This window comes from Parafrankia elaeagni, from assembly GCF_000374165.1.
GTDB classification, from domain to species: Bacteria; Actinomycetota; Actinomycetes; order Frankiales; family Frankiaceae; genus Parafrankia; species Parafrankia elaeagni.
This window is the reverse complement of the sequence record NZ_KB893712.1, coordinates 55,596-71,225: the sequence shown is the minus strand read 5'-3', so window position 1 is coordinate 71,225 and position 15,630 is coordinate 55,596. Positions and strand designations below refer to the sequence as shown.

The window sequence follows — 15,630 nt, the reverse complement described above, 5'->3', positions numbered from 1 at the left end:
CGCCTCGTCCAGGCCCAGCAGCCTGCGGCTTCGCAGGAGGCACGACGAGGCGAGCCCCGCGCCCTCGGCGAGCTGCCCGGCGTCGACCGCGTGCCGGGCGAACGCGGCCAGGGCCACCGCCTCGCCGAACAGCAGCCACGGCTCCAGGCCGGTCTGCTCGACCCCGGGCATCCGCAGCGTCCGGGTCTGGTCCGCCACCTGGAGGTGGCGGCGCAGGCCGTCCTCGGTCTGGCCGCGGGCGGTCGCCAGCTCGGCCCGGACCACCGCCGCCATCATGCCGCCGAGCAGCACCCCGGAACCCGCATCGTAGGAGTACGGGTCCCCCGACTCGGCGAGCCCGGCCAGCATCCCCTCGGCGTCGTCGAGGGCGCCGCGGCGGATGGCGTCCGCCGCCTGCAGCGTCCGCAGATAGGCGGCGTCGTCGTGGGCGCCGAGCCGCTGCAGGACGGGCAGCGCCGCCTCGATGTGACCATGGCTGGCGGCGGTCTGCCCCACCCGCATCGTCAGTGACGCGAGCTGGGTGCGCAGCCCCGCCTCGAGCCACGGGCCGTCGCCGGGCCGGATGAGCGCGAGCGCGCGTTCCCCGGTGGCCATCGCCGTCCGCGTGTCACCGCTGTTCTCGTACAGATGCAGGAGCCAGGTCAGCGCCATCAGGGCGCAGTACCGGTCGGTGTCCTCCGCGAGCCGCTCCAGGACCTGCTGCGGGCTCTCGGGCGCGCAGTGCGCGGGGTGGGCGCTCAGCAGCACCCGCACTCCGCCCGCCACCCGGGGATCCTCCGCCGCGTCCGGACCGAACCGGACCAGGAGGTCGCGCAGCGGCGCCACATCGGCGCCGGTGAGGGGAAGTGCGCAGCTCAGCACGGCCAGCGCCGCGGCGAGCGCGGCGGGCACCGCCCGCGGCGGGGGCTCCCACCCGCGGACCGCCGCGCTGATCGCCCCGATCAGCACCAGGATCCGGGTGTGCTCGCCGCGCATCTCCCAGAACCCGGCCAGGACCGCGACGATGGACACCGCCGCTTCCGCATCTCCCCCGGCACCCCCGGCACCCTCGGCACCCTCGGCACCCTCGGCACCCCCGGCGCCCTCAGCTCCCGCAGCTCCCTCGGCGAGCGCCGCCCGCAGCTCGTCCGCGAGGTTGGCCTCCTCGGCGGCCAGGGCGTCGATCGCGGTGAACTGCCGCTCGCCGTACAGGTCGGCGCAGTGACGGGAGACGTAACGGAGCGCCCAGGCCCGCCGGGCCCGTCGGGCCGCCGCGGTCTCCCCCGTCTCCGCCAGTCGCAGCAGGCCGAACTCCCGGACGGTCTCCAGCATCTGGTAGCGCGCCCGACCGGAGACCTCCCGCACGCTCAGCAGCGACTGGTCGATGAGGTTCTGCACCACCTCGACGGGGTCCAGCTCCGGGCCGAGCATCTCCTCCGCGGTGCGCAGGGTCAGACCGTCCCGGAACACCGACAGCCAGCGCAGCGCCCGCCGCTCCGGCTCGGCGAGCAGGTTCCACGACCAGTCGATCACCGCGAGCAGGGTGCGGTGCCGGTCCGGAGCACCGCGGTCGCCGCCGCGCAGCAGGACGAACCGGTCCGCGAGGCGCAGGTCGATCTCCTCGACGGACATGACCCGCACCCGCGCGGCCGCCAGTTCGACGGCGAGCGGCAGCCCGTCCAGCCGGTCGACGATCGACGCCACGGCCGCGTCGCCGAGCCGGACGTCGGGCCGGGCCGCCACGGCACGCTCGCGGAACAGCTCGACGGCGTCCGCCCGGCTCAGCGTGCCGAGCGGGTAGACCCGCTCGGCGCTGATCGACAGCGGCGCCCGGCTCGTGGTCAGCACCCGCAGGTCGGCCGTCGTGGCGACGAGGAACGCGACCAGCTCGGCGACCGCGCCGACCAGATGCTCGCAGTTGTCGAGGACGAGCAGACTCGGGCCGCCCGCCAGCTGGGCGGCGATGCGGCCCCGCAGGTCGGCGTGCTGCTCCGGGGTCAGAACCCGGCGGTTGCCGACCGAGTCCCGCACGCCGAGCGCGGAACCGACCTCGCCGAGCAGGTCCGCGGACGCGGTGACACCGACCAGTTCCACCACCCGCACCACCGGAAGCGGGCTGTCGCGGGCCAGCAGATGCGCCAGCCGGGTCTTGCCCAGCCCACCGGGCCCGATGATCGACACCACCCGGGAGCTGGCGAGCATGGCCCGGAGCCGCTCGACGTCACGCCCGCGCCCCAGCAGCCGGGTGGCGTCGTAGCGCAGGCCGTCGCGGACCGGGCGGTCGGCGGCAAGGAGATCACGGTGCACCCGCGCGAGCGCGTCGCCGGGGCTGACGCCCACTCTGTCCCGCAGGTCGCGGCGGTAACGCTCGTACCGCTCCAGTGCCGCGCCCGGGCCGCGCACCGCCGCCTCGCTGCGCAGCAGATCGGCCAGCAGCCCCTCGTCGTCGGGCCGGCCCGCCACCGCCTCCGTCAGCAGCGGCAGCGCCTCGGCGTGCGCGCCGGTCCGGCTGCAGGCCTGCGCCAGCACCGCCCGCGCCGCGGCGAGATCACGGGCCGCGGCCCGGCGCAGCTCCGCGAGCGGGCCTTCCTCTCCCGGCAGGGCCCCCGCGAGTCCCGGCAGGGCCCCCGCGAGCGAGTCGGGGGCGCCGAGGACGAGGGCCTCTCGGGCCGCCTGCGCGGCAGCGAGCGGATCGCCCACAAGCAGCTGGGCGGCCTGCGCCGCCAGCCGGGCCAGCAGGCAGCTGTCGACCTGCCCGATCGGTAGATCCAGTCGATAGCCGGCTCCGTCGCGGACCACCGCGCCGGCCCCGAGGACCGCCCGCGCCCGCGACACCACGACCTGCAGGTTCTTGGCCGCGTTGGCGGTCGCTTCCCCGTGCCAGACCAGGGCGGCCAGCCGCTCGGCCGGCACCACCCGCCCGCCGGCCGCCGCCAGCGCCGCGAGCAGTGCCTGCTGGCGATCGCCGACAACCGGGATGCCGTTCCAGCACACCCCGTCCAGCAGGGTGAGGTTCACACCCACCCAGCGAAGTCTAGGGCGTCGGCCACCGCCGCCCCTCCCTCGAGGATCCTCGCGGCCGCCCACGTCCGGCGGCAGGAGACTTTCACAACCGGCTCTTCGACGGGCGCGCGTTGCGGCAGCTACGTGTCAGGACGGTCCCGCGCCGACTCCTGCTCCCCGAGGTCGGGGTCAATAGCGGCCAACAGATCCGCCATCGACGAGGAGGGGTTGTCGTGCGGGAAGACGACACCGTTGCGCTCGTGCCGTGCAGCCAGCTCCCGGGCCCGACGTACGGCGTCCTTCCGCCGCGGCATGTACAGTGCCGCGTCGATTCCCTTGCCCGCACGGCCGTCGAGCTCCTTGCTCCTGCGCTCGACCGCCGCGTTTTCGGAGAATCTCGAAAGTCCCTCGAAATGAAGGATCAGCCACAGCTCGAAACAGGGATTCGAGATGGCCACGCCGATACCGTGGTCCCGCGCGAGGCTGATCGCCTGTTTCAGGTTCGGATGATTCCTGGGCCACTCCACATCGAACACGCACCAACATTCGTCGATCTCGGGGTCGCGCTTCCTCTCGACGGCGTTCCGGACCAGGGTCAACGGGACCCCCTGACTCACGTCTATCACGATGTTGATGGCCGCCCGTGCCGCCACCTCCGAGATCCGCTTGATCGCGGCAATGTACTCGGGCTCGGAGCGACGGCCCTCACAGAAGATCACAAAAGTTTTCTTCTCGGGCCGGATCTGGGTCCTTCTGTGTAACGATCGCGGACCCGACCTACGGATCGACACGCAGCTACCCGATGAGACCGAGCGCGCGTAGAAGGCCCGTCTGGTCGACGTCCGGCAACGCGCCGAACCGGCCGTGCAGATACGCGGTCTCGAGGTTCCGTGACCGCCGGACCCGTTCGCCGGCAAACTCGGCGAGCGCACCGAGACGCGTTGTTCCCGACCGTGTCTTCTCGGTCAGCCAGACCTCGTCGCGGTTGAGGTGGTTGAACAGGCTCGTGTCGTGCGATGTGAAGATCAGTTGCGCGCCCCTGGGATTCGTAACCGGATCCTGAAAGAGTCTGATCAGCTGCGCGGACAGCGTCGGGTGGAGGCTCGCATCCAGTTCGTCGAACAGAAGCAGCCCACCCGAGCGCAGGGCGAACAGTACCGGCCCGATCAGCTGGAACCAGGTACGAGTGCCCTCGGACTCGGCATAGAAATCCAGCGGGACCTGCTCCTGCTCGGCCTCGTGCACGAGGCGCACCCGCTTCTGTGCGCGGACGAAACCGCTGTCAGCCGGCGCCGGGTACCGCACCTCCTCCTCGTCGATGAGAACATCGACGATACCCAGGTCTGCCATCTTCAGTAAAGCGAGGGCCTGGGACCGGTCCACCGGTCGCGCGTCCGCGACACCGGACCGTTCAGCCGGATCCGTCGGCGGCGGATCCTCGAACCAACGGATCGTGCTCCGCGACGAAAGCCAGTGTGGCCCGCCGGCCCTCGAGAGCCGCGGGCGCCGCGGCAGACCGAAGGTCTGCGTACGGGTGAGGTCCCGGACAAATCCCGAGACGAGGGGCTCGTCGAAACGGTGGGCGACCGAAAGCGCAAGAGTTTGGTTGGTAAGAAGCTCACGAGTGCCCGACAACCCGCCGAGACCTCGTTGCAGCTTGAGGTCGGCGCCATCTCTCTCGAATATTCGACGCCGTTTCTTCTCTGGATAGTGAAAAAGCCCCTCGTAGCGCACCGCCGCGCTGTCCAGCTCGAGGACATATTCGAAACGCACACCATTGATGAGTGACTCGACGGCGAAGCCGGAGGGCTGCGTGGGGCCGTCCCCGAACGCGAAGGGCTCGATCGGGATCTCATGATCCCATGTTCGCAACGAGTACTGGACCGCGTCCCGCAGCCAGGCGAGGGCCGCGATGACGTTGGACTTTCCGGAGGCGTTGGGCCCGAAGATCGCAGCCACGGCGAGCAGGCTCTGGCCGAGCAGGTCAGCACGCCGAGCCGCCGCACGATCCTGATCGACCGCCACCATCGACAACTCGGCCGGACCCAGTATCGAACGATAGTTGCAAACTTCGAAACGGATCAGCATCGGCTACCCCAACGTCCTTGATCGGCGTTACCAGCGACCCTTTCTCGTCAGGTCTCGACGAAACAGCCGGCAAGCTTGCAGTTTGGCCGTCATCTTAGACGACAACGCAGGCCGAGGGGTGTTGTCCGCTGTGGCCGCTGGCACCTGCGGACTATGGCAGGCGCACCCGGCCGGGTGGTTCTGAGCCGTGTTGCCACCCATGTGGGCAGGACGCGTCCAAATACACGTAAATGTCAACCTGGCGCAACCGATGCCGCCTGATGTTGCGAGGCGATGTCCAGCTGATAGCGATCAGACCCCCGGACGAAGAACACCGGGGCCAGGCGAGCGGTGTGCGGGGGCCGGGAGCCGGGAGCCGGCTGGGGGACGGCCCGGGCCACGTCGGCGGGGCACGGCACGGGAACCAGCCACCGCGGGCGGAGCGGCCGGGTCACATCCGGACGCGGAAGGTGTCGGGGTCGGCGGCGGCCCAGTCCGCGGCCCAGGTGGTAGGGGGCTCGGCGAGCAGTTCGCCCGGGGCCAGCCATTCGTACAGGTCGGCGTAGCTGCGGGTGTCGCTGTGGGTGATCCGGCGCAACAGCATCCCGGGGCCGAGCTCGGCCGGGCTGGAGCAGCCCAGCGAGGCCATGACCCGCACCGCCTGGTCCACGGTGGCCGCCTGGTAGCGGCGGACCCGCTCGGCCTTGTCGGGGACGTCCAGCGCCCGCGCCCGGCGCGGATCCTGGGTGGCCACTCCGACCGGGCAGGTGTTGGTGTGGCAGCGCTGCGCCTGGATGCAGCCCGTTGCCATCATCATCGCCCGCGCCGAGTTGGTGTAGTCGGCGCCCTGCGCGATCCGCTTGACGATGTCGACGCCGTGGGCGACCTTGCCACCCACCCCGATCCGCACCCGGTCCCGCAGGCCCACGCCGACGAGGGCGTTGTGCACCGCCATCAGCCCCTCGGTCAGCGGGGTGCCGACGTGGTCCTCGTACTCCAGCGGGGCCGCGCCGGTGCCGCCCTCGGAGCCGTCCACCACGATGAAGTCCGGGGTGACGCCCTCGGCGACCATGGCCTTGCAGATGGCGAGCAACTCGCGGCGCGTGCCCACGCAGAGCTTGAACCCGGCCGGCTTGCCCGAGGCGAGCTCCCGCATCCGCGCGATGAACAGGACGAGTTCGCGTGGCGTACTGAAGACCCGGTGGAAGGCCGGGCTGACACAGTCGACGCCGACGGGAACCCCACGGGCGGCGGCGATCTCGGGCGTCACCTTCGCCGCCGGCAGCACACCGCCGAGACCGGGCTTCGCGCCCTGGCTCAGTTTCAGCTCCACCATGCGGACCGTCGGCAGCGCGGCGACGTCCTTGAAGCGGGCGGGGTCGAAGTCGCCGTCGGGCGTGCGGGTGCCGAAGTAGCCGCTGCCGATCTCCCACACCAGGTCGGCGCCGTACCGCAGGTGCAGCTCGGTGAGGCCGCCCTCCCCGGTGTCGTGGGCGAAGCCACCGGCCGCGGCGCCGCTGTTCATCGCCAGCACCGCGTTCGCCGACAGCGCCCCGAAGCTCATCGCGGAGATGTTGAGCAGCGCCATGTCGTAGGGCTGGGAGCAGTCCGGCCCACCGACCCGGACGCGCGGCTGTGGGGCGCCGGGGACTGTGGGGACGGGCATGGTCGAGTGCGGCAGCCACTCGTAGCCGACCTCGTTGACGTCCAGTTCGGTGCCGAATGCCTGATCGCCGTGCGTGCCCTTCGAACGCTGGTAGATGGTTGTGCGGGTGTCGCGGTCGAACGGCCGGCCGTCGTAGTTCCGTTCGATGAAGTACTGCTGGATCTCCGGACGGATCTTCTCCAGCAGGAACCGCAGATGCCCCAGCACAGGATGGAACCGCAGGATCGCGTGCCGCCGCTGCGTCACGTCGTGCACCGCGAGCGCCAGCAGCGCCGTGGCGAGCGCCGCACCCGCCCACCAGCCGGCCGAGACGAGCAGCGCCAGGACCGCCCCGACCGCGACCAGCACAGTCAGGAGGCAGACCGTCGCATATGGCAACATCGCGAACCATGCCCTTCCCACCCGGTCCTGGACGGGTTCGCCCAGGTCCGTGGCAGGTCTGACGGTATCCCCGCTTCGGGCCGTCGAACTGCGCCGGCAGCGGACAGAACAGAACTCTGCCCACGGCCGATCTGCCGGCGGCGGAGCCCGGCCGCGGAGCCCGGCCGCGGGCCGCGACCGGTACCTGCCAGGGCGCCGTCAAAGTCCTCTTTCGCTGATCAGGGCGATGATCTGGAAGACGCGTTCGGGGTTCCGGGCGGTGGATCGCATGGCTTTCGCGATGTTCCTGTGTCCGGTGAGGCGTAACGCGCTGATGGCGGTGTCACGGGCGATTGCCCAGGCGAGGGCGGCGTTGCCCGTGCGGACGGTGTGGCGGTCCTCGTCGAGGGTCCGGTCGCGGACGTGGTGGACGGCTTCCACCGACCAGTGACCGCGGGCGCGGGCGGCGAGGTAGCGGGGGTGGCCCTGTTCGGCGGGCAGGCTCGTGACCAGGTAGAACACCTCTTCGGACCAGGTCGGCTCCGCGGTGACGGTCTTCTTGCGCCGGGTCCGGCGGCGCAGTTGGACGACTTGTTTCGTGCCCCAGAAGCCGACCAGTCCCGGCGTGGTGATGGTCAGTGCCTTCAGCGAGCGGACCTCGGTCCGTCCGTGACCCTTCTCCGAGGTCGTGACCAGGTCCGGGGTCTGGTTCCAGGGCAGCCGGGTCAGGTTCGCGTGGACGGTCGGCTGATTCAGTTTGATCACGAAAAGCCAGTGGCCGCCCCTGGCCCGGATCTTCCGGGCGAGCCGGGTGTGGCTGTGGAGCGAGTCGGCCGTGACCAGAACATCGGCCAGATCGAGCCGGCCGGCGAGCGCCTCGACCGCGGCGATCTCGTCCCCACCGATGATCCGTTGGTGGCCGGCGGCGATCCCGCCGTGGTGCCAGACCGCCTCGACGACCGCCTCCTGGCTCATCGCCCCCGTCTCGGTGAACGAGCGGGCGCCTTTGAGGGTCTTGCCGTCGAAGGCCAGCCCCCGCGGCCCGGCGGGCGGGTCCGCCGACGCCTGGGCCTTCGCGATCCAGCCCGAGAGCGCCGCGTCCAACGCGGCCGGATCAGCTCCCTCGACCAGGCGGCGGATCGTCCGCTCCGAGGGCACCCCACGGGCCAGCCCGAACCCCGCGAGCAGGTCGGCCGGCAGGTCGACCGCCCACTCCCAGACCGCCGCGAACGTCTGCTGACCCGCCAGCACCCCGGCGAGCCACAGCGTCAGCACCGACGCCAGCTCGAACCTGCGCCCTCGTGCCTTCCGCCGGTCGCGCACCCCGCCCAGCGCGGCGAGCAACCCGGCCGGCCGCTCGACTACCCGAGCCGCCAGGCGGGCCCGCTGACCATCCGGAATCCGGACAGGCGACACTGGAGACACGGACGCGGCCCCACTCTTCGATGATCATGGCGTAGGAACCTCGATCATCCCGTGGGCGCCGCGTTCGCCCGTTCCCAGGGCCGCCCTCACCTCGCCGTAGCCGCTACCCGTCCACCAGTCCAGCCGACACGCCGATCACGACTTTGTCGGAGCCCTGCCCGACCCCCTGCCCTTGGCGGTCCAGGCGTCCTCCACGACGCCCCGCGGGCCGATTCGCTGCACGTACTAACTTTCGTGGCGACGTTCACACGCGACCTGCACTTCCGCAGGTCAGAACAGCGCAAAACCCGAATTATCTCCTAAGCGGTAGGTCGTAGGTTCGATTCCTACCGGGGGCACCGATCCGTGTATTGCGCGAACCTCCGTACCGTCGCTGGATGGTTGCGTTCCGTCCTGCCCGTTGTCGCTGCCGCCCGCAGGTGCGGCTGGCTGGGTCGGGATGCGGAACGTGGGCTGGATGTGGCTGCGGCTGGTCACGGTGATCTCGGCGACGAGGGCGTCTGTCAGGCGGCGCAGCGTAGCGGGCGCGCCGTCGCGGATGGCGTCGGCGATTTGGGTGGACAGGCGGGTCAGGTCCGCGGCGGTGGGTGGGATGGGCTGGGTGGCGTCGTCGGCGAGGTGGTCGACGAGTTCGGCCCGGCGGCCCTGCAGCTCCTTGATCTTGATGGTGAGTTTCTCGATGCGGCTACCGGCGAGCGCGTCGGTCATGGTGCCGGCTTCGAAGGCGTTGAAGTAGCGGTCGATCGCGGTCTCGGCCTTGCTGATCTCGCTGTCGACGGTGGCGAGTTCGTCGCGGTGGGCGGCGCGGGTGTCGGCGATGCGGCCGGCGAGCGAGGCGGCGGCCTCGGCGACCAGTCCGCTGCCGGCATATGTTTCGATCATCGCGTTGAGGATGGCGGTGTCGACCTGTTCGGCGGGCAGGCGTTCGGCGGGGCAGATGCTGGTGCCGTAGCGGTTGCGGGTCCAGCAGCTGTAGTAGCGGTATCGGTAGAGGTTTCCGCGGGCGGCGGTGCCGATGTAGTGCCTACCGCAGTGGGTGCAGCGGATTTTTCCGGTGAGCAGGTAGTCGGAGCCAGATGCGGCCCGTTTGGTGGCGGTGGATTTGGCGCGTTCCGCCAGAATTTTCTGGGCTTGACCGAAGAGGTCGGGGTCAATGATGGTGGGGTGCGGTGCGGTGTGCTCGACACCACGGAAGCTGATGTAACCGAGGTAGACGCGGTTACGCAGGATGGTGAGGATCGCGGCGGGAGACCAGGGAAGGCCGGTTTTGGTGCGTAGGCCGTCGCTGGTGAGTTTGCGGGCGATGGCCTGGCTGCCGAGGCGGTCGTTGACGTACTCGGTGAAGATGCGGCGGACGATCGGGGCTTCGACGGGGTCCACCGTCAGGTGATCAGTGTTGGGGTCGATCTGGTAGCCGTAGGGGCGGGATCCGCCTTGCCATTGCCCGAGGCTGGCTTTGACTTCCATGCCGTTGATGACCCGGTCGATGATGAGAGCACGTTCGAACTCGGCGATGACGCCGAGAATCTGGATGATCATGCGTCCGGTGGCGTTGCCGGTGTCGAAGGGTTCGGTGGCGGAGCGGAACGCGACTCCGGCCTTGTCGAGGGTTTCGAGGAGTTCGGTGAGGCCGCGTAGGGAACGGGTGAGGCGGTCGAGGCGGTAGACGAGCAGGATGTCGAACTTCCCGGCGCGTGCCGCGGTGAGGGCGCGTTGGAGCTGGGGGCGGTCGGTGGTGGCGCCGGACGCCTGGTCGATGTACTTGCTGGTCAGTTCCCAGCCGTCCTGGCTGGTGATGAACGCCAGGAGCTTGGTCTCCTGCGCTTCCAGGGAGAACGGCTGGTTCTTCTCGTCGGTGGAGATGCGCAGGTAGATCGCTACCCGTTTGGTCGTGCTGTCGGGCTGGTGGATGCGGCCTTTTCGATGGCTGGACGTCATGTCAGGGCTCCTCAGAAATATTAACAGGTCGGCGACACGCCCATAATGGTGGCCACCGGACTATCGCCACTTATTATCGCTCGCATTAAACGGTAGGACGACCGTCATTCGACATCATTTGCCGACCCTTCCTGCCCCCCGCTTCTATGGGAGCGAAGGAGATCCGTGAGGGCGCCGACAGCGGCAGCGTGTTCCTCAACGGTCAGGGGAATGAAGTTTGGCGCCGCGACGACTACGTCGACGGATGGGAGGGCTGGACTCCTCCGCCTGACGGGTTTCTTCGGCCGGCGAGTGGCCGGGCGGTGTCCGGCGGCGGGCCGTATTGTGTTCGGGTCTGGCGGGGTCGTGTCGTCGGTTGACGCGATAGCCCTGTTCTCCTTTGCCTAGGCACCGCAGATTCTTCCTTCTTGATGTTGCACTCCGGCACCGGAGATCTCCGTCGAGACTCTTCTCGACTTTCGATACCCGGAACGCGGGATCTGGATTTTTCTTTTGGTTTTTGCTTGCAAGGGTGGCGGTTTGGAGTTCTCCTGCTGGCGGCCCGGCGCATGTCGGGTCGCCGTTCGGAAAATATGCGGAGGGTTTCTGGTGTCGGTTTCCCTGAACGACGGCGGGTACGGGTCTGGTACCTCGCGCTTGGTGGCAGGGGCTCTTGCCTCCGCGGATGGGTCGGTAACGGTGGCGGAGCTGGTGGAGAAGACGGGGTTGGCGCGGACGACGGTGAGTCGTGCGCTGACTGTGCTGGAGGCCGGCGGTCGTGCCGTGCGCGTTCCTGGCCGGCGTCACGGTGCCGGCCGGGATCCGGACCAGTGGAGCCACACCGGCCGGCCGGGTTCGACCAGCACGGCGCCGCCATCGGCCGTGCCGTCCAGCCTGGGGACGGATGTGCCGTCCCCAGGCAGCGGGGTCGAGGACGACGGCGCGCCGGTGTGGAGGACACAGGGCCGGGTGACGTCGACCGGGAGCCGGCTGGCGCCGGGTGGGCTGCGGGAGCTGGTGGTGACGTGCCTGGGCCGAAATCGGACCCGGGCTTGGTCGGCCGGGGAGATCGCCCGCGTGGTCGGTCGTTCAGCCGGGGCAGTGACGAACGTGTTCGATCTGCTGATCGCTACCGGCGTCGCCGAACAGAACGGGACCAGCCGTCCCCGCCGCGTCCGCCTCCGATGAGGCGAGGCCGCCGGCGGCCTGCCGGCCCGTTCCCGCCGGGTCACGATCGGGAGCCGAGCCCGGTCGGGAACCGGCCGCAGGGGCAGGGGCATGCGTTGAGGCTGGTGGACTACGGAGCCGGCAGCAGCATCCTCACCGGCCATCTCGATGGGGCGGAACTCCTGGTCCGCCCTGAGGGCGGCACCGCGACCGGGCCGGTGATTCTGCTGCGCCTGCAGAACACCCTCGGCGATGTCAGCGCCTGCTATCTGACCCCGGTGGAAGGCCGGGCGCTGGCAGCGGCGCTGCACCGCGCCGTCGACCGGCACACCCCGTCCTCGGGAGCCGCGATTGAGCCACGGTGAGAGCACAGCGGCGGCCGGCGGGAGAGCCGGCCGCCGCCTCTCCTCAGAGGTGTGGCTCACGCGACCTCGGGGAGATGCGGCGCCGGGATCGGGGCGGTGCCGACACTGAACTCGTTGATCCGTAGAGCGAACCCACTGTTTGGCAGTTCACTCAGCCGCAGACGGCGCCGAGTACCAGCCGCGCCGGCCAGCCAGACCGGCCCGCTCGCCCCTTCTCCCGATGCGGCGAGGAGCTCGGCCGTCGTGGTCGCGATCCCTTCCCGACCGGCCCCGAGGAGCTTGTGGTGGAAGTGCGTCTCACGAAGCGCGGAATGCAGGTGGAACAGGACGGTCATGCCCGGATAGTGAGTCCCGTAGGCAGCGATCTTGCCGCTGAGCCGTTCTAGCGATTCGGTGCCCCGGTCGTGCTCGACGAAGAACGTCGTCGTCCGCGAGCCCTCGATCCATCGGCCGTACCCATCCGGACGGACCGACCCCGCGAGCTGATACTGCCATTTGATCACGTCGTACACGGTGGATTCCGAGTACCAGCTGGCCAACCGGGTCCCTGGACGGGCAGCCGCGTCTCGGGCGAGGCTGGTGAAGAATCCGTTCACACCCAGTTGGTGTTCGAGGGTGCCGCTCCGCGCCAAGCGGAGCACCGCGGCGTTGTGCGCCGACCGGGACATCGGCCGCTCCGCCCGCCCCGCGGCGAGGAGCTGCACCGCCGGATAACTCAGCGTGTACCGCCACGCTTGCGATCCGGGATACACCCGCGCTCGGAACCGCTCCAACGCCCCTCGGCGCGTCAACGCCAGCAGCCGGCGCTGCGCCCGATCCACCGAGGGATACAGCAACGCGGCCACCTGCTCCGCAGTCAGGACACGATGCGCCGCCAGCACATCCAGTAGGTAGAGATCTCTGTCAGTCAAACCCTGCAGGAGCGCCAGCGGACCTACCGGCCGGCCCCGCCCGCGCGTCGAAGTCGTGGGAATACCTGCTCCAGGACGTCGAGTCTGGATCCGTCCGCGAGCCCGTCCAGCCGTGCTCACCTGCGTCAACGCACGCGCCGGCTATCCGGCTGGCCCGCCGTCTCACAGCGCGGTGGGCCAGCCGGTCCCAGACACGGTCACCCAACCGGACCGCCACGCGGACCCGTCGTAGGGGTCGCGGCGGTGCGCTGGCCGACCGGCGTGATTGGTTAGAAGGCGATTCTCGGGAAGGTCCGCGAACGGAGAATGGACGCCATCGCTGTCGTCCCTCCTTTCCGGCATGACGCCACGCAGGTGGCACCCGGCTGCGGACCCGCGTTCCCCGCTCCCAGGAATCAGCTCCCGGGAGCGGCTCGCAGGCCACCCGACGCGCAGCGACACCCTGGAACTTCACGTCCCGTCACCAGTCCAGTGGACCACCGGCGGAACCACGCTCAGCGCCTCGCTGCTACCAGCGCCCCATCTCCCACCGAACCGGCCACCCGGTAGCGGGTCGGTGCCCAGCGGTCAAGGGGGCGGACACGACCGTAGCTCCATACCGCCATCCGGGACAAGCCCACCCACGCCCCGTCAATTCGCCTCGACACAGACCCTCAAAGCCAGGGAAGCGACACTCGGCGGCACCGTTTCCGCAGGTCGCAGGCCCGCAACCCCCTCCGACAGGCATAACGGACCAATCGACTCTTATTCACTATTGGGACAAACATGCAGTTTCGCTCACAGAAATGAACATCGACGCGCACCGCGCCGTTGACCGGGGGCACCACGACGATATCCGCGCTTCGTGCGGCGCCCTGGGGCCGTCAGCGTCGGGTCTCATCGTCGGATCTCATCGATTCGACGGGCGGCCCAGTCGACCCGGCTGATCGCGTGGACGTTGTTCGCCTTCCAGGGACCGACGTCGGCGATCTCCCGGAAGGTCATCCCGAGCTTGCGGGCGATCGTGTTCATGCCCGTGTTCTCCTGATGGGTCGCGGTGATCAGCTCGTCGACGTCGAGGTGCGCGAACCCGAAGTCGAGCGCCGCCGTGATCGCCTCTGTGCCCAGACCCTGACCCCAGCGGTCCCGGCGGATCGAGACCGCGACCTCCACACCCGGCCAGCCCTGCGCGAAGTAGGTGCCCGCGCGGCCGAGGAACTCCCCGCTGGCCCGGTCCTCGACCGCCCACATGCCGTGTCCGCGGATCGCCCACATGCCGATCAGGTGGGTGACCAGCCGCTCGGTGCCACCACGGTCGAACGTGCCGTCCAGGTAGCGCATGGTCTCCGGGTCGGCGTTCATCGCGGCGTACGGGTCAAGGTCGGCAGCTTTCCACCCGCGCAGCATCAGCCGTTCGGTGAGCACGGTGGGAATGGTGACGACCGACGGGGTTCCGTAGTGGAGGGCCATGGTCACGCCTGACCTGTGGTGAGTTCGAGGCGGGGGCGTGCCTGCCAGCGGTCCCAGAAGTCGCGCACGGGTCCGACGGTGGGGTGGCCAGTGAACGCTGTGGCGATCTCGGCGACACGGTCGGAGACCGAGGCGGTGGGCCGGGTGTCCAGCATGTCGACGACCTTCCCAGTCACGGCTGCGGCTTCGTCGATCTCGGGCTGTTCCCGGGCGGTGAGGCTGGCCGCGAGCGCGAGCAGCGCGTGGCCGTAGTCCTCGAAGCCGGCGGCCTGGCCGCCTTCGTAGGCGGCGAGCGCGGCACGGGCGATCGGTTCCGCCTCGACGCCACCACCGATGCGGGTGAGGACCCCGGCGTACATCATCTCCGCGGCGGCCGGGCCGAACGGGCTGATACCGGGCTGCAGCGGCAGGTCCGTGACCGAGGCTCGCATCCGGTTCAACGCCGCCCGGGTCCCAGCGGCGTCACCCAGGGCGCCGAGGGCCCGCGCTTCGTAACTGGCGATCCGGGCCCGGGTGTAGGGGTGGTCCGCCACGACAGCGGTCTTGCGCGCCGAAACGGCTGCTTCCTGGTAGCGGCGACCGTAGAACGCCAGCGTGGTCACCATCTCCCCGACGGAGGCGGTGAGCACGACGTCGTCGGCCTGGTTCGCGTGATCTTCGGCGAGTCGGATGAACCGGCGGGAGGCCAGGGTGTCCCCGAGGTTGAACGACAGCCGCGACAGCATGTAGGAGGCGTAGCCGGCGGCGACGGTGAGCTGGGTCTGCGGGCGGGCCCGGCCACTGCCGTTCATCAGATGGTGGTGCGCCGACTTCCACGTCTTCCACACCTTCGGCGCGAGCCGCTGGTGCGGTTCGACGGTGAACGCGATGGTGTGCGCGTTGATCGCGTCGTCGATCTCGTCGAGGGTCAGGACGTCGGGCGCGGACGAGGTCCACTCCCGGTACATCTGGGCGGCGACGAGGCTCGCGGCGGCGAGTTCGAACGCCTGCCGGCGGTTGGCGTCCACGGGTTCCTCCTGCCTGTGCGGGTCGAGCCCCAGATCCCGGGCCCGCTTCTCCCTGACAGCTTCGTCCCGCAATCGCCGGATGGCTCCCCCTGCCGCGAACGCGGTGTCCAGTGCGTCCGCGAGGTCCGCAGACGGGATCTCCTGGCCGTTGAGGGCCCGGGAGATCTGCTGGCGTTTGAATCCGGTGCGGGCTTCGAGCCGGGTGTTGTTGGTCCGATTCTGGTCGCGCAGGTTCTGCAGCAGGTCTGCCAGGTTGGCGAGTGCGTCGTTTCGCTGACCAGCTTGCACCTTCGGCCTCCCCGTTGACGCCTTCG

General features: G+C 70.0%; 10 protein-coding genes and 1 pseudogene. 2 read left to right on the top strand and 9 right to left on the bottom strand.

Going from position 1 to position 15,630, the window contains the following annotated elements; genetic code table 11:
* Nucleotides 1–1,626 precede the first annotated feature (1,626 nt).
* The 6 genes and pseudogenes from B207_RS41185 to B207_RS33030 form a co-directional block, all read right to left on the bottom strand.
* Nucleotides 1,627–2,778 (bottom strand): annotated as a pseudogene (locus B207_RS41185) (BTAD domain-containing putative transcriptional regulator); the annotation flags it as partial.
* A 344-nt stretch (nucleotides 2,779–3,122) separates the two neighbouring features.
* Nucleotides 3,123–3,701 carry an RloB family protein gene (locus B207_RS33035; protein WP_018635971.1) on the bottom strand — a complete coding sequence of 193 codons (579 nt, stop codon included), beginning with the start codon at nucleotides 3,699–3,701 and terminating at the stop codon, nucleotides 3,123–3,125.
* Nucleotides 3,702–3,777: 76 nt separating this feature from the next.
* Complete coding sequence (locus B207_RS0107850; protein ID WP_018635970.1) at nucleotides 3,778–5,070, bottom strand: AAA family ATPase; 1,293 nt, start codon at nucleotides 5,068–5,070, stop codon at nucleotides 3,778–3,780.
* A gap of 430 nt (nucleotides 5,071–5,500) precedes the next feature.
* Entirely contained in the window at nucleotides 5,501–7,096 is a 1,596-nt protein-coding gene (locus tag B207_RS0107845) for an FMN-binding glutamate synthase family protein (protein WP_018635969.1), read from the bottom strand.
* Between the two features lie 198 nt (nucleotides 7,097–7,294).
* Nucleotides 7,295–8,500 (bottom strand): ISAs1 family transposase, encoded by a 1,206-nt coding sequence (locus B207_RS0107840; RefSeq protein ID WP_026310809.1) that lies wholly within the window; start codon nucleotides 8,498–8,500, stop codon nucleotides 7,295–7,297.
* A gap of 270 nt (nucleotides 8,501–8,770) precedes the next feature.
* Nucleotides 8,771–10,438 (bottom strand): recombinase family protein, encoded by a 1,668-nt coding sequence (locus B207_RS33030; RefSeq protein WP_018635967.1) that lies wholly within the window; start codon nucleotides 10,436–10,438, stop codon nucleotides 8,771–8,773.
* A gap of 588 nt (nucleotides 10,439–11,026) precedes the next feature.
* Between B207_RS33030 and B207_RS0107830 the strand changes: the two genes are divergently transcribed.
* Complete coding sequence (locus tag B207_RS0107830; protein ID WP_195905258.1) at nucleotides 11,027–11,605, top strand: MarR family transcriptional regulator; 579 nt, start codon at nucleotides 11,027–11,029, stop codon at nucleotides 11,603–11,605.
* Between the two features lie 95 nt (nucleotides 11,606–11,700).
* A complete protein-coding gene (locus tag B207_RS0107825) occupies nucleotides 11,701–11,949 on the top strand; it encodes a hypothetical protein (protein ID WP_154675202.1) in 249 nt (82 codons plus the stop codon).
* A 56-nt stretch (nucleotides 11,950–12,005) separates the two neighbouring features.
* Here B207_RS0107825 and B207_RS33025 read toward each other — a convergent pair whose 3' ends face one another.
* The 3 genes from B207_RS33025 to B207_RS0107810 all read right to left on the bottom strand — a co-directional run bounded on the left by B207_RS33025 (nucleotide 12,006) and on the right by B207_RS0107810 (nucleotide 15,604).
* Nucleotides 12,006–12,860, bottom strand: a complete 855-nt coding sequence (locus B207_RS33025; RefSeq protein WP_195905257.1) for a replication-relaxation family protein — start codon at nucleotides 12,858–12,860, stop codon at nucleotides 12,006–12,008.
* An 876-nt stretch (nucleotides 12,861–13,736) separates the two neighbouring features.
* Nucleotides 13,737–14,309 carry a GNAT family N-acetyltransferase gene (locus B207_RS0107815; RefSeq protein WP_035740257.1) on the bottom strand — a complete coding sequence of 191 codons (573 nt, stop codon included), beginning with the start codon at nucleotides 14,307–14,309 and terminating at the stop codon, nucleotides 13,737–13,739.
* 2 nt (nucleotides 14,310–14,311) lie between these two features.
* Nucleotides 14,312–15,604: a hypothetical protein gene (locus B207_RS0107810; RefSeq protein ID WP_018635962.1), complete on the bottom strand. Its 1,293-nt coding sequence runs from the start codon at nucleotides 15,602–15,604 to the stop codon at nucleotides 14,312–14,314.
* Between the last annotated feature and the right edge of the window lie 26 nt (nucleotides 15,605–15,630).